Here is a 13,402-nt window from a genome sequence, read left to right on the forward strand (position 1 = left end):
CGCTGCTGAGCCCCTGGTTTGACCAGCCAGCGCTCTGCTCATCCAAGCGAGGCCCTTTTACGCTGAGGAGTGCTGAATGAGCGACGCGAAGAAAGACAGACTGCGCCAGTACCTGGTCAATCTGTCCCGGCGCCAGAAACGCCTCACTCAGGTATGTACAGACATCGTGCTGATCTGGTTTGCGTTGTGGCTGTCCTTTATCGTGCGCTTGGGCATCGATGAAATGTACAACCCCATCGTCACGCATGCCTGGCTGTTCATGGCTGCACCGGTGGTGGCCATCCCGCTATTTATCCGGTTTGGCATGTACCGAGCGGTGATGCGCTATTTTGGCAATGATGCCCTCATTACCATCATCAAGGCTGTGACACTGTCATCGCTCATCCTGGCGGTTGTGGTGTACTGGTACAGCAATCATCAAGTGGTCGTGCCGCGGTCGATCATATTCAACTACTGGTGGTTGAGCATGGTCATCATCGGCGGTTTGCGCCTGATCATGCGTCAGTATTTTCTGGGTGACTGGTTTACCGGAGCTCATCAGATACCGTTTGCCAACCGCGATGACGGCCTCATCAAAGTCGCCATCTATGGTGCCGGAACGGCAGGCAATCAGTTGCTGGCTGCGCTTAGAATGGGGCGGGTGATGCGTCCCGTCGCTTTTATTGATGACGATAGCGACCTTGCCAACCGCGTCATTTCTGGCTTGCAGGTCTATAAGCCCAAGCATTTGCAACAGATGATCAAGGAAACGGGGGCGCAAGAGATTCTTCTGGCGTTACCCTCGGCCTCGCGTGCAAGACGAAAGGAAATACTCTCTTTCCTTGAGCCTTACCCATTGCACGTGCGCAGCGTGCCGGCTTTCGCCGACCTGGCCAGCGGGCGGGTGAAAGTGGATGATATCCAGGACGTGGACATCGCCGACCTTCTGGGGCGGGACCCGGTACCCGCCCAGGAAGGGTTGCTCGAGCGCTGTATCTACAAGCAAACCGTGCTGGTCACCGGGGCAGGGGGCTCCATAGGCTCCGAGCTGTGCCGCCAGATCATTGGGCTGGGGCCAACCACCTTGCTGTTGTTCGATCACAGTGAGTTCAACCTTTACAGCATCTTGAGCGAGTTGGAGCAGCGCATTGTGCGCGAGTCACTGCCGGTGCGACTGTTGCCGATTCTGGGTTCGGTACGCAATCAGCAACACTTGGTTGATGTGATGGCTACATGGCGCGTCGATACGGTCTATCACGCTGCGGCGTATAAGCATGTACCTATGGTTGAGCACAACATCGCTGAAGGCATCCTTAACAATGTCTACGGCACGTTGTGTACTGCCCAGGCGGCGTTGCAGACCGGGGTGGCCAACTTTGTGCTCATTTCCACTGACAAGGCAGTACGGCCGACCAATGTGATGGGCAGCACCAAGCGGCTGTCCGAGCTCATCTTGCAGGCGCTGAGCCGCGAGGCAGCACCGGTGATGTATGGGGACAGCAGCAAGATTGCCCGGGTAAACAAAACACGCTTCACCATGGTTCGGTTTGGCAATGTTCTAGGTTCTTCCGGCTCGGTGATTCCGCTGTTTCGTGAGCAGATCAAGGCGGGTGGGCCTTTGACGGTTACGCACCCGAAAATTACCCGATACTTCATGACCATTCCAGAAGCCGCCCAACTGGTGGTGCAGGCAGGTGCAATGGGGCAGGGAGGCGATGTATTTGTGCTGGATATGGGAGAGCCTGTACGCATTGTCGAGCTGGCCGAGAAAATGATTCATCTCTCGGGGCTGAGTGTACGCAGCCAAGGCAATCCGCAGGGCGATATTGCCATTGATTTCACGGGGCTGCGCCCTGGTGAAAAGCTGTACGAAGAATTACTTATTGGCGATGACGTATCACCCACAGCCCACCCGATGATAATGGCAGCCAACGAAGATTTCCTGGCGTGGGAGTTTCTGCGGGAGCGGCTGACCCAGTTGCTGGCTGCGGTTGCCGACGATGACTTCACCCGTGTGCGGCAGTTGTTGCGAGAACTGGTCAATGGTTATTCGCCTCAGGGCGAAATCGTAGATTGGGTGTATCTGCAGCGGCGCCAGGGGCCGTTGGAACGATAGAGCGCCAGGTAACGCGGCCCGACTTCCCGGCGGTGGGCCGCGTAACAGTCGCAGTTGATTATCTGACTGTTTCCAGGGCAAATTCGCTGCTACACCTGCAGCCTGCTCCAGGCATTACCATCGGCTTTCCAGCACGCCATTGCTGAAGATGTCACGCCGTTCCAGGCGCCCCACTTCCTGGTGTTTCGCCAATGCATATACCCGGTCGAAACCAGCGCGACCAACGTTCGGGAAGTATTTGGCCAGCGCCTGCTCTACCGCGCTGTCATAGTCTGCTTCGGTGATGTACCGATAAATCTCACGGAAATAGACAAAACCAAACTGGAAGCCCAGGGTTTCATCCGGGTATTCAGTGTGGCCGAAGAAGCAGTTCTCCAGGTCGATGGCGCGAGCTTTACCCTGCTCGGGCAGCATGACATTGGCAACCCACAGGTCCATATGCGAAATACCATGGCGCTGCAAGGCATGCAACAGCTCGAAAGTTGCCTCGATCACGGCGCTCACCGCTTGGGGTTTCGCACGAACTTTGCTTAACCCATCGACGTGATCGTGCAGCAATTCGGTAATGAGGAAAAAGTCCTGCATCAGCCCAAGCTTTGAGCTTGTGTATCCATAACCGATCAGGCCCGGTACCCTGGCGCCTCGCCTGGATGCTTCACGCGTGTTGATCAACTCTTCAAGGGGCCAATCGTACATCCCGTTGCGCTTTGGGGTGCCGCGTTTCATGCGCCACTTTTTTTTCAGTGAATCGAGCTTTTCGCGTTTGGCGAAAAGCTTGCTGGCGCTGCACGGAAGCGGTGAACTCACGCGTTTGGCGGTTGGTGTCTGTTCAACCAACCGCTCGATGGCTTGTTGGGTATGGCGGGGTAGGGCGGTTTGAAAATGCAGGGTAGCATCGCGATAACGCACAATATGAGGATATTCGTCCTGCCAAATCTGGGGATCACCAACCACGCCACGTCCTTATGAAATCAAAATGCCATCAATTAATGGATCCAATGATACATTTTTCGTACTACTTAGTACAATTTTTTACAAATTTGGACGATTAGCGACAGGTACCAGCAACGAAGGCTCCCTCATGGTTGACAACAGGCTGTTAGCGACACGAGCAGAACGGGCTATGTGGCACCCCGTGGAGGCCACATAAGGGGGTATCTACGTGGCTTAAGGGTGAGATCACTGATTTGTCGCTAGAAGTCGGTACAGTTAGTTGCCCAGCCTTGGGGCGGGACATTTCTCGTTCTTACTTCCGGCTCCCTGAGCCAGTAGGATGGAGTATCAAGCTCAGCCATGACTCGAAAAGGTTCGAATGAAGAAAAGTATGCTGCTGATATTCATCGTATGTACCATTGCCGGGTGTGCAGCATCCTCTGAAATGAGGACGCTGCGGGGCAAGACAGGCGTACACATCAACTGCTCAGGGCTTTCTTCGTCGTGGGACCACTGCTATCAGAAGGCGAAAACGTCCTGCGGTGCGCGGGGGTTCCGTGTAGTGGCGCGTTCCGGGGATACAGAGGAAGAGGCTGGGGACTACTTGTTCGGCATCAATCCCGCCGGGTTTACCAGCCGTAGCATGATTGTCCGTTGTAAGTAGGCACTGTACGCAGGACCTCTCGATGGATAAAACGGCGGGAACCTTCAGTGATGAGTGCGGTTAACTACTGGCCCCTGGTTCAATGAGCGATATCCATCGGACCTGACGAGGTGGGCCGAATTATGGCGATGTCCACGTGATAGTTAGCGTATTCAGTGGAACGTGCTTCGGTCCGTAAGGTGGCGCTCAATACAACCTCTTGCTGGCGGTTGATTTCTGTCAAGTGGTTCTGGAACTGGTGCTCCTTCACGACTACCAACACAACACAGTGTGCACCTTGGGCAAGTTGCGCCTTCATTTCTGTCAATGTGAACGCTAGCCCAACGTTGCGTTGATAGCTCTCGACCAGATCAGCGGTGCCGGTCGTATCCATACTGAGCACGCCTTTGATACCACGTCGACTTGCCACCTTGCTTTGAGTGAGGACATGACTGCACATCTGTAAGAAAAGCGACTCGTACCACTCCACTGCCTTCTCCCTTGGTCCAAAGGGCGTAATGAATACAACAGATCCGAGGTGGTTGCCAGTCCAGGAAGATCAATGGATGAAAAGCACAGGCATGTAAATTCACGACAACGAGTCTCAGCGTGACGAAACCGGTCCTGAGCGAAACCACGATTGTCAGTTGATTCTGACCCAAACAAAGCCATCAATGGCGCTTGTTCTTCGCTATCTCGATGTCCTTCATCAGGGCTTTGGCCATGGCCAGCAGGTAATCCGCTGCGCCCAGCGTCTTGTTGTCGTCTTCCATGTCGCCTTCGCGCACAAGGTGTCTGCAGTAGCCCAGCAGGACCGAGACGTGCTCATAGGCATCTTCGACGGGAACACCGGGTTGCACGCGGAGCAGGTCAAGTGTGGGGTTGCCGGATTAGAGGAAGGTTTTGATGCCTGCGGTGAGGATGGGGATTGGTCGTCGTTTTTCATGGTGTGATTCCAGTGCGTTGTCAGAACCCACCACCTCGATCTTTCTCACAGACAAAGGTGGCAGCCATTGCGCGGGGTGAGAAACCGATGCACTGAAAACCGGCCAAGCCGAAGCTTGCCCGCGAATGGCTGCCATTGCCGCCCGCGCGGCGCTCGGTCCCACAGGCTCTACATTACTCCCCTGCAAACGTTGCCAGCGCTTCGCGAATGCGCGCACACGCCTTGCCATCGCCATAGGGGTTATGTGCAACGCTCATCTTGCGGTACACCGCCTCATCGGTCAGCAGGGTTTTCAGCTCCCTCACAATCGATTTCACTTCTGTCCCCACCAGCCTCACCGTACCCGCCGCCACCGCCTCCGGCCGCTCGGTGGTGTCGCGCATCACCAGCACCGGTTTGCCCAAAGCCGGCGCTTCTTCCTGAATGCCTCCCGAGTCGGTCAGGATCACGTAAGCGCGGGTCATCAGATACACGAACGGCAGGTAATCCAGTGGCTCGATCAGGTGGATGTTGCGAACATCCCCCAGCAGCCGGTTGACCGGCTCGCGCACGTTGGGGTTGAGGTGTACCGGGTACACCACGTCCACTTTGGGGAATTGCTGCGCTATCTGCACCAGCGCCTGGCAGATGCGTTCGAAGCCGCCACCAAAGTTCTCGCGCCGGTGGCCGGTGACCAGCAACAGGCGGCGGTCGGCTGTCAGATAGCTGAAGTGGCTGGCGAAACAGGCGTTCAGCGATGGGCTTTGCAGCTTTTGCTCAACCTCCAGCAAGGCGTCGATCACGGTGTTGCCGGTGGTAAAGATGTGCGCGGGGTCGGTGCCTTCGCGCAGCAGGTTGTCGCGTGAGGTGCTGGTGGGGGCAAAGTGCAGCGCGGCCAGGGCGCCGGTGAGGCGTCGGTTGCCTTCTTCGGGCCAGGGCGAATACAGGTTGTTGGTGCGCAGGCCGGCTTCTACGTGGGCAATGGGGATTTGCTGGTAGTAGGCCGCAAGGCTGGTGGCAAAGGTGGTGGCGGTGTCGCCGTGCACCAGCACCACGTCGGGCTTGAACTCGGCCAGTACCGGTTTTATCCCCTGCAGGATGGCGGTGGTCACGCCAGTCAGGTCCTGGCTGGCTTTCATGATGTTCAAGTCGTAGTCGGGGTTGATGCCGAATAGCTCCAGCACCTGATCAAGCATTTGCCGGTGCTGGCCGGTGACACATACGCGGGCTTCGAAGCGGCTGTCCTGAGCCAGTTGCAGGGCTAGCGGGGCCATCTTGATGGCTTCTGGGCGGGTACCGAAAACGGTCAGGGTCTTGAGGGGCACGGCGGTGATCCTCTTGCTCGGGTCCTTGAAGCGCGGCGGTTCCATTGCTCAAGAAATCTAGCAGGCGGGCAGTGGGGTGCCAGTTTGCAGGGGGGTGTTGGCCGGTTGGCGGGTGGGGGTGGTTTGCGTGACGGGCCTTGTTCGGCGGGCGCTGTAGGAGAATGGTCAGGTAGCGGTAGGTAGGCGTCATCAGACAAACGGGGTGTTGCCGGCAGGCACGTGGCAAACCCTTGGGTAGCAAGGAGCGGGGGTGTCGATGGCGAAATAGCCATCGTTTTTGGGTGGGCGAGGCTGGTCATTTTGCTGACCGATTCGGTAACCATTCGCCGGGGTTAGTGGGTGTTTCGCTACCGGGGTAAACGCTAGGGTTATTGGCGCAGCTCAAGGAAAACGGCTGCTGGAAATATGACCAACCCAAGGAGTGTTGACCATGCGAAATAAACTTCTGTCGTCCCTGCTGCTGCCGCTGATCGCCAGTCTGTCCTTCTCCGTAAGCGCCGCCCCGGCCAGCGCCACGGCGGTGCCCGAGCCGGTACCGGTAGTGGCTCAGGCGCCTGCGCAGGCGGCGCCACGGCTGGACCTGAACAAGGCAGATGCGCTGACCCTGCAAAAGGAGCTGAACGGGATAGGAAAGGCCAAGGCCGAGGCGATCGTGGCCTACCGCGAGGCCAATGGGCCGTTTGCTTCGGTGGATGAACTGCTGGAGATCAAGGGGATCGGGAACGCGTTGCTGGAGCGCAACCGCGACAAGGTGATGGTGGAGTAAGAGGGGGGTGGGCTAGGGCTTTTTGCCCTGGCCCTGATAACTAAAAGTTTGACGTTTTAACCGTTTGACTCTTTAACCTGTTGAAAATGAGTCCCTGGAGCGGCCTTGCGTCGCGATGGGGTGCAAAGCGCCCCCAGATTGTCAGCGTCACCGCACCTATTGCCGGGGCCGCTGCGCGGTCCTTTCGCGACGCAAGGCCGCTCCCACACCGGCTGCGCCTATCTGTAAGGCAGCCGTGCTTCGCCAGCGCCTGTCAGCGGTCTTGCGCATCCTTGGCGTCCGCCTCGGCATTGCGCTCATGCACCTTGCGCAGCTGCTCATCGGTCAGGGGCAGTTTTTTCGCCGTGTCGCGAAGCATCATCAACCCACCAACGATGGAGCCGAGGGCTATGATGAGGATCAGCCAGGCATACCAGGGCATTGTCGTTCTCCTTGAATGGGATAATGGGCACCGCTTGTATGAATTTTGAGCAATTGCCCGTTCCAATGGTTCAATTATAGGAGCCAGGCCGTGCCGGGCCAATTCCGTGACCCGCGGGCCCCAAAGCCTGCGTTACTTCGTTTACAATGCGCGCCGTTTTCGACTTGCCAAGAGACCCTGCCATGTCCGCCTGCCAGACGCCCCTGATCGTCGCCCTGGATTTCCCTACCCGTGAGGCCGCCCTGAAGCTGGCTGACCAGCTTGACCCTGCGCTGTGCCGGGTAAAGGTTGGCAAGGAGCTGTTCACCAGCAGCGCTTCGGGCATTGTCGAAACCCTGTGCGACAAGGGCTTCGAAGTGTTCCTGGACCTTAAGTTCCACGACATCCCCAACACCACTGCCATGGCGGTAAAGGCTGCGGCCGAGATGGGGGTGTGGATGGTGAACGTGCATTGCTCCGGTGGCCTGCGCATGATGGCCGCCTGCCGTGAAGAGCTGGCCAAGCGCAGCGGCCCGCAGCCGTTGCTGATTGGCGTGACCGTGCTGACCAGCATGGAGCGTGAAGACCTGGCTGGCATTGGCCTGGATGTCGACCCGCAGGAGCAGGTGCTGCGTTTGGCGGCTTTGGCACAGAAGGCAGGGATGGACGGTTTGGTGTGTTCGGCACTGGAGGCTCCGGCACTGAAGGCCGCGCACCCGTCGCTGCAACTGGTGACCCCGGGTATTCGCCCGGCGGGCAGCGCGCAAGATGACCAGCGCCGTATCCTCACCCCGCGCCAGGCGCTGGATGCCGGGTCGGATTACCTGGTGATTGGCCGGCCGATTAGCCAGGCTGCGGACCCGGCGCAGGCGCTGGCTGCGGTGGTGGCGGAGATTCGTGGGTAAGTAGCTCGCGTTGACGAAAAAGGCCAGTACGCGAGTGCTGGCCTTTTTTATTTCTGTGTCCTGTATGAGCTCTTCATAATACAAGACTGCTTCTACAGGCCCTTTACCTAGCTTGTGGGCGATGCGGTCCGGGTGGGAGCGGGCGAGCCCGCGAAGCAGGCGCTGCCGTGGATGGCACGGGCTTCGCCCGTGTTCGCGGGCTCGCCCGCTCCCACAGAGATTGCGCGAGCTTGAAGATTTTGAATAAGACAGTTGATCCCACAAGGGAAGGGTCGCTGGCCGTCAGTGACGCTTGTTCTTGGCAATCTCGATATCGTTCATCAACGCCTTGGCCATGGCCAGCAGGTAGTCGGCCGAGCCCAGAAACTTGTGGTCGTCTTCCATGTCGCCTTCGCGTACCAGATGCTTGCAGTAGCCCAGCAGGACAGAGACGTGCTCGTAGGCATCATCGATCGGGACGCCGGGTTGGACGCGCAGCAGGTCCAGGGTGGGGTTGCCGGCTTCGAGGAAGGTTTCGATGCCTGCGGTGAGGATGGGGGAGTGGTCGTTCTTCTTCATGGTGAAAGTCCAGTGCGTTACGGGGAGCATTCACCTCGATCTTTCTCACGGACAAAGGTGGCAGCCATTGCACGGGGTGAGAAACCGGTGCACTGAAACCGGCCAAGCCGAAGCTTGCCCGCGAATGGCCGCCATTGAACAATCAGGGCAGCAGCGCATGACAGGTTCTCACACCCGGTCACCAACACGGCGACCCGGTGAAGTTATCCCTGGGGCATTTCCCCGACAATTCAGCTGCTTCTGACCGCTGCGTAGGATAGTTCGCTTGCTGCGCCGAATTGAAGGGGTGGGGGCAAGGTTCAGGAAAGTCTGACGCGCTGGCCGTGTTGCACATATTGTCGGGGCCGCTTTACGGCCCATTCGCCGGCAAGCCAGCTCTCATAGAACTGCGCACCACTTACTGATTTAGCAGGGACCCTGTGGGAGCGGGCGTGCCCGCGAAGAATCCAACGCGGTGCATGGCACCGGCTGCGCCGGTGTTCGCGGGCGCGCCCGCTCCCACAGGGTACGCGATGTGCCCGGCATCAGTTCTCTGCGCGACAGCGCAGCCCAATGGGCTGGGCAATCTCCCACAGATACAGCGTCAGTCTTGAGCCCTGCGCGATACCTGTGGGAGCTGGCTTGCCGGCGATGAGGCCAGTATTGGCTACCTCATGCTCAGACCTTGAGCACCAATTTGCCAAAATTCTCCCCACTGAACAGCTTCAGCAGTGTTTCAGGGAACGTCTCCAGCCCCTCCACCACATCCTCTTTACTCTTCACCTGCCCACTGCCCAGCCACCCGGCAATCTCAAGCGCGGCCTTGCCGTAGTCCTTGCTGTAATCCATCACCACAAAGCCTTCCATGCGCGCACGGTTCACCAGCAGCGACAGGTAGTTGGCCGGGCCTTTCACGGCTTCCTTGTTGTTGTACTGGCTGATGGCGCCGCAAATCACGATTCGGGCCTTGAAGTTGATGCGGGTCAGCACGGCATCGAGGATGTCGCCGCCCACGTTGTCGAAATACACGTCAACGCCTTTCGGGCATTCGCGCTTCAGGCCGGCCAGCACGTCTTCGGCCTTGTAATCGATCACCCCGTCAAAGCCCAGCTCGTCCTTCAGGTACTGGCATTTCTCGGCACCGCCGGCAATGCCCACCACACGGCAACCTTTGACCTTGGCAATTTGCCCGACAATGCTGCCCACCGCCCCGGCCGCGCCGGAGATGACCACGGTGTCGCCGGCCTTTGGCTGGCCAACGTCCAGCAGGGCGAAGTAGGCGGTCATGCCGGTCATGCCCAGCGCCGACAGGTAGCGGGGCAGGGGCGCCAGGTTGGGGTCGATCTTGTGCAGGCCCTGTGCCTCGCCGGTGAAGTAGTCCTGCACGCCAAGCGCGCCGCTTACGTGGTCGCCCGGCTTGAAGGCAGGGTTGTTGGAGGCAACCACTTCGCCCACACCTAGCGCACGCATCACCTGGCCCAGGGCCACGGGTGGAATGTAGGACTTGCCTTCGTTCATCCAGCCGCGCATGGCCGGGTCCAGCGACAAGTACAGGTTGCGCACCAGCACCTGGCCTTCGCCAGGTTGTTCGGCGGGCACGCTTTCGAAGGTGAAGTCGTCACGGCGCACGGCGCCGACCGGGCGTTTGGCGAGCAGGAAGCGGCGGTTGGTCTGGGTCATGGCGGGTCCTTGTGGGCAGTGGAGGGAATCAGGCGTTCAATCTACCTTGTTGATGTAGGTAGGTGGTTAACATCACTGACAAGCATGGTAGCCCAACCGGTGGGGTGATGATGCTGCCCGGCCAAGCGGTGCCTGACTATGCTCTGAACCCCACCATACCTTCACAGGAGCACGCGATGAGCATGACCTTTTCTGGCCAGGTAGCCCTGGTTACCGGCGCTGCCGCCGGCATTGGCCGGGCAACCGCCCTGGCCTTCGCCCGTGAGGGCCTGAAAGTGGTGGTGGCCGACCTTGACCCGGTTGGCGGTGAGGCAACGGTGGCGTTGATTCAGGCGGCGGGTGGCGAAGCGCTGTTCATCGCCTGCGACGTAACCCGCGACGCCGAGGTACGCCAGTTGCACGAGCGCCTGATTGCCGCATACGGGCGGCTGGACTACGCCTTCAACAACGCCGGCATCGAGATAGAGCAAAACCGCCTGGCTGAAGGCAGCGAGGCGGAGTTCGATGCCATCATGGGCGTGAACGTGAAGGGTGTGTGGCTGTGCATGAAGTACCAACTGCCCCTGCTAATGGCCCAGGGCGGTGGGGCGATCGTGAATACCGCCTCGGTAGCGGGGCTGGGGGCGGCGCCGAAGATGAGCATCTACAGCGCCAGCAAGCACGCGGTGATCGGCCTGACCAAGTCGGCGGCCATCGAGTACGCGAAGAAGGGCATCCGCGTGAATGCCGTGTGCCCGGCTGTTATCGACACCGATATGTTCCGCCGCGCTTACGAGGCCGATCCCCGCAAGGCCGAGTTCGCCGCCGCCATGCACCCGGTCGGGCGTATTGGCAAGGTCGAGGAAATTGCCAGTGCGGTGCTGTACCTGTGCAGTGACGGTGCGGCGTTTACCACCGGGCATTGCCTGACGGTGGATGGCGGGGCTACGGCGATTTGAGCGCAGGCCGCGTGGCCTTCTTCGCGGGCTCGCCCGCTCCCACAGGTACAGCGCTGGCCTCAGGTTGGGTGCGATCCTTGTGGGAGCGGGCACGCCCGCGAAGAGGCCGAGCCTGCCAACGCTGATCTCAGCCCATATTGCCCACCCGCACACAGCACGACCTCTACCAGCCTGTTAGCGACACGCACATAGCTATTTGACACTATTCTGACGCCAGGCCCTTGTCCACCGGTTGGCAACGTTGCCACCCTTGGCCTTCAGGAAAACCTGGCACACAGAAGGGGAATCGGCATGGGCGCGAGCAAGCACGGTGTGCTGGCCAACCTGGGCATGGCCCGCAAACTCGGCCTGGGCTTTGCCCTGGTACTGGTGCTGACCCTGGCTGTGGCGGCCATCGGCATCGCCGCGTTACACAGCGTTGGCCAGCGCTTCGACAGTTTGCGCCAATTGGCCCAGTTCAATACCGATCTGTTGCGCTTGCGTCAGCATGAGCAGGCGTTTGCCCTGCGCTCCGACATCCAGCAGGCCGAAGCCTTGCGCAGCGGGCTGCAGGGCCTGGCCGAGCGCGCCCGTGGCCTGCCGGCACTGACGGCGGCCGAAGCCGACCTGGCAGCTTACGGCCAGGCGTTCGAAGCCTTTGTGGCGGCGGTGCAGGCCAAAGAGCTGGCGTTGGACATGGCCAGTTGGTCGGTGTCCAGCGTGGCCAATAACCTGGATGTGTTGCAGGCCGGCTTGGCCGACGACGGGGTGTATACCCTCAAGCAGTCCCAGGGCCAGCAGGGCGGCGAGTTTCTGGAGCAGGCCGCGCAGGTGTCGCAGGTGTCGCGGCTTATGCTGCAGGCCATGGACGAAGCGCGGGTGCGGCTGGAAAAAAGCCGCAAGGGTGAAGAGGGCGTAAGCCAGGAGCGCATTGCCCAGACGGTGGAGGCCGCCAGCCTGGTCGGCCAGTTGCAGGGCGCGGTCAGTGATGCCGGCTACCAGAATGTGCTGGGAGAGGTGGCGGGGCACATTGGCAGCTTCTCGGAAAAGCTCAACGAGTACACCGACCAGCTGGCCCGCGAGCAGGGGCTAAAGGCCCAGTTGCAGGCCAGTGCCGAGCAGGTTACGAGTCGGGTTGATCAGGCCTACCTGGGGCAGGAGCAGGCCTTGCAGGGCGAACTGCAGCGCAATGCCCTGGCCATCGCGCTGGCCACCGGCCTGGCGCTTTTGGTGGGTGTGCTGGCGGCCTGGCTGATTACCCGTGCGGTAGTTGGCCCGCTCAAGCATGTAATCGCCCGCGCCCAGCGCATTGCCGCTGGCGAACTGGGGTTCGACGCCCAGGCACCACGTGGTGACGAAGTAGGGCAACTGATGCAGGCCATGCAGCAGATGGCCGCAGGCTTGTCGGGTATTGTCAGTGGCTTGCAGCAAGGTATCGAGCAGTTGGCAGGAAATGCCCAGGCATTGTCGGCGGTGACCGAGCAGACCAACCGCGAGGTCGGTAGCCAGAAGGAGGAAACCGAGCAGGTGGCCACCGCCATGCAGCAGATGACCGCCACCGTGCACGATGTAGCGCGCAACGCCGAGGAGGCGGCGCAGGCGGCCCAGGCGGCAGACGCCAAGGTCGAGTCGGGGCAGCAGGTGGTGCGTCAGAGCATGCAGCGCATCGAGCAACTGGTGGCGGCGGCGGAGACGGCCAGCGCGGGCATCGACAGCCTCAGTGCCGAAATCCACACCATCGGCGATGTGCTGGAAGTGATCAAAAGCGTGGCCGAGCAGACCAACCTGCTGGCGCTGAACGCCGCCATCGAAGCCGCCCGCGCGGGTGAGCAGGGGCGCGGTTTTGCCGTAGTGGCCGATGAGGTGCGTGCTTTGGCGCGGCGTACCCGGCAGTCTACCGAGCAGATCGAGGCATTGGTCTCCAGCTTGCGTGGTAACGCGCAGCAATCGGTGGCGCAGATCCGTGGCAGTACCGAGCTGGTGCGCCTGGCGGTGGCTGACGCATTACAGACCGAAAGTGCACTGGGCAGCATTGCGGCGGCGGTGTCGTTGATTCAGCAGATGAACCAGCAGATTGCGGCGGCGGCCGAGCAGCAGAGTTCGGTGGCGGAAGAGATCAGCCGTAGTGTCACGCAGATCCGCGGTAGTGCCGACCAGGCGGCGTTGGCGATGCAGGACAATGCCAGGTCAAGTATCGAACTGGCGCAGCTGGGTAGCGATTTGAAGGGGATGGTGGGGCATTTCAGGTTGTGAGCCCGGCCCTGCCCATTTGTTGC

The 13,402-nt window shown here is 60.1% G+C and carries 12 protein-coding genes and 2 pseudogenes; 7 read left to right on the plus strand and 7 right to left on the minus strand.

Annotated features, from left to right (window positions below; translation table 11 throughout):
• Window positions 1-76: 76 nt before the first annotated feature.
• Window positions 77-2,095 carry a polysaccharide biosynthesis protein gene (locus tag ACFY9W_RS02220; RefSeq protein ID WP_391125147.1) on the plus strand — a complete coding sequence of 673 codons (2,019 nt, stop codon included), beginning with the start codon at window positions 77-79 and terminating at the stop codon, window positions 2,093-2,095.
• A gap of 114 nt (window positions 2,096-2,209) precedes the next feature.
• Here the strand turns inward: ACFY9W_RS02220 and ACFY9W_RS02225 are convergent, their stop codons facing one another.
• Window positions 2,210-3,049: a lipopolysaccharide kinase InaA family protein gene (locus ACFY9W_RS02225; protein ID WP_391125150.1), complete on the minus strand. Its 840-nt coding sequence runs from the start codon at window positions 3,047-3,049 to the stop codon at window positions 2,210-2,212.
• A gap of 358 nt (window positions 3,050-3,407) precedes the next feature.
• Between ACFY9W_RS02225 and ACFY9W_RS02230 the strand changes: the two genes are divergently transcribed.
• On the plus strand, window positions 3,408-3,692 hold the full coding sequence (locus ACFY9W_RS02230) for a hypothetical protein (RefSeq protein ID WP_391125153.1): 285 nt from the start codon (window positions 3,408-3,410) through the stop codon (window positions 3,690-3,692).
• 79 nt (window positions 3,693-3,771) lie between these two features.
• Here the strand turns inward: ACFY9W_RS02230 and ACFY9W_RS02235 are convergent, their stop codons facing one another.
• The 3 genes and pseudogenes from ACFY9W_RS02235 to wecB all read right to left on the minus strand — a co-directional run bounded on the left by ACFY9W_RS02235 (window position 3,772) and on the right by wecB (window position 5,921).
• On the minus strand, window positions 3,772-4,161 hold the full coding sequence (locus ACFY9W_RS02235) for a hypothetical protein (RefSeq protein WP_391125156.1): 390 nt from the start codon (window positions 4,159-4,161) through the stop codon (window positions 3,772-3,774).
• 181 nt (window positions 4,162-4,342) lie between these two features.
• Window positions 4,343-4,630 (minus strand): annotated as a pseudogene (locus tag ACFY9W_RS02240) (DUF3077 domain-containing protein).
• Between the two features lie 160 nt (window positions 4,631-4,790).
• Window positions 4,791-5,921 (minus strand): non-hydrolyzing UDP-N-acetylglucosamine 2-epimerase, encoded by a 1,131-nt coding sequence (wecB, locus tag ACFY9W_RS02245; RefSeq protein WP_391125159.1) that lies wholly within the window; start codon window positions 5,919-5,921, stop codon window positions 4,791-4,793.
• 430 nt (window positions 5,922-6,351) lie between these two features.
• Between wecB and ACFY9W_RS02250 the strand changes: the two genes are divergently transcribed.
• A complete protein-coding gene (locus ACFY9W_RS02250) occupies window positions 6,352-6,687 on the plus strand; it encodes a helix-hairpin-helix domain-containing protein (protein WP_391125162.1) in 336 nt (111 codons plus the stop codon).
• Window positions 6,688-6,940: 253 nt separating this feature from the next.
• On the opposite strand, the gene ACFY9W_RS02255 is transcribed toward ACFY9W_RS02250, so the two are convergent.
• Window positions 6,941-7,108 carry a DUF2897 family protein gene (locus tag ACFY9W_RS02255; protein WP_016500979.1) on the minus strand — a complete coding sequence of 56 codons (168 nt, stop codon included), beginning with the start codon at window positions 7,106-7,108 and terminating at the stop codon, window positions 6,941-6,943.
• 182 nt (window positions 7,109-7,290) lie between these two features.
• Here ACFY9W_RS02255 and pyrF point away from each other — a divergent pair, with 182 nt between their 5' ends.
• Complete coding sequence (gene pyrF / locus ACFY9W_RS02260; RefSeq protein ID WP_012271070.1) at window positions 7,291-7,992, plus strand: orotidine-5'-phosphate decarboxylase; 702 nt, start codon at window positions 7,291-7,293, stop codon at window positions 7,990-7,992.
• Window positions 7,993-8,274: 282 nt separating this feature from the next.
• Here the strand turns inward: pyrF and ACFY9W_RS02265 are convergent, their stop codons facing one another.
• Together ACFY9W_RS02265 and ACFY9W_RS02270 are read right to left on the minus strand one after the other, a co-directional pair.
• On the minus strand, window positions 8,275-8,550 hold the full coding sequence (locus tag ACFY9W_RS02265; RefSeq protein WP_391125472.1) for a DUF3077 domain-containing protein: 276 nt from the start codon (window positions 8,548-8,550) through the stop codon (window positions 8,275-8,277).
• A 657-nt stretch (window positions 8,551-9,207) separates the two neighbouring features.
• Window positions 9,208-10,209, minus strand: coding sequence for a zinc-binding dehydrogenase (locus ACFY9W_RS02270; protein WP_391125166.1), 1,002 nt, complete (start codon window positions 10,207-10,209; stop codon window positions 9,208-9,210).
• A 176-nt stretch (window positions 10,210-10,385) separates the two neighbouring features.
• Between ACFY9W_RS02270 and ACFY9W_RS02275 the strand changes: the two genes are divergently transcribed.
• From ACFY9W_RS02275 to ACFY9W_RS02285, 3 genes and pseudogenes are all read left to right on the plus strand, one after another.
• Window positions 10,386-11,147 carry an SDR family oxidoreductase gene (locus ACFY9W_RS02275; RefSeq protein ID WP_391125169.1) on the plus strand — a complete coding sequence of 254 codons (762 nt, stop codon included), beginning with the start codon at window positions 10,386-10,388 and terminating at the stop codon, window positions 11,145-11,147.
• 843 nt (window positions 11,148-11,990) lie between these two features.
• A pseudogene (locus ACFY9W_RS02280) lies at window positions 11,991-12,470 on the plus strand (methyl-accepting chemotaxis protein); the annotation flags it as partial.
• 204 nt (window positions 12,471-12,674) lie between these two features.
• Window positions 12,675-13,379 carry a methyl-accepting chemotaxis protein gene (locus tag ACFY9W_RS02285; RefSeq protein WP_391125475.1) on the plus strand — a complete coding sequence of 235 codons (705 nt, stop codon included), beginning with the start codon at window positions 12,675-12,677 and terminating at the stop codon, window positions 13,377-13,379.
• The last annotated feature ends 23 nt before the right edge of the window (window positions 13,380-13,402 follow it).

Origin of the sequence: Pseudomonas sp. NPDC008258 (assembly GCF_042956345.1) — a bacterium.
Taxonomy (GTDB): domain Bacteria; phylum Pseudomonadota; class Gammaproteobacteria; order Pseudomonadales; family Pseudomonadaceae; genus Aquipseudomonas.

Coding starts and splice junctions, on each gene's coding strand:
- ACFY9W_RS02220 (WP_391125147.1), top strand. CDS start 77: ATGAGCGACGCGAAGAAAGACAGACTGCGCCAGTACCTGGTCAATCTG.
- ACFY9W_RS02230 (WP_391125153.1), top strand. CDS start 3,408: ATGAAGAAAAGTATGCTGCTGATATTCATCGTATGTACCATTGCCGGG.
- ACFY9W_RS02250 (WP_391125162.1), top strand. CDS start 6,352: ATGCGAAATAAACTTCTGTCGTCCCTGCTGCTGCCGCTGATCGCCAGT.
- ACFY9W_RS02255 (WP_016500979.1), bottom strand. CDS start 7,108: ATGCCCTGGTATGCCTGGCTGATCCTCATCATAGCCCTCGGCTCCATC.
- pyrF (WP_012271070.1), top strand. CDS start 7,291: ATGTCCGCCTGCCAGACGCCCCTGATCGTCGCCCTGGATTTCCCTACC.
- ACFY9W_RS02265 (WP_391125472.1), bottom strand. CDS start 8,550: ATGAAGAAGAACGACCACTCCCCCATCCTCACCGCAGGCATCGAAACC.
- ACFY9W_RS02270 (WP_391125166.1), bottom strand. CDS start 10,209: ATGACCCAGACCAACCGCCGCTTCCTGCTCGCCAAACGCCCGGTCGGC.
- ACFY9W_RS02275 (WP_391125169.1), top strand. CDS start 10,386: ATGAGCATGACCTTTTCTGGCCAGGTAGCCCTGGTTACCGGCGCTGCC.
- ACFY9W_RS02285 (WP_391125475.1), top strand. CDS start 12,675: ATGACCGCCACCGTGCACGATGTAGCGCGCAACGCCGAGGAGGCGGCG.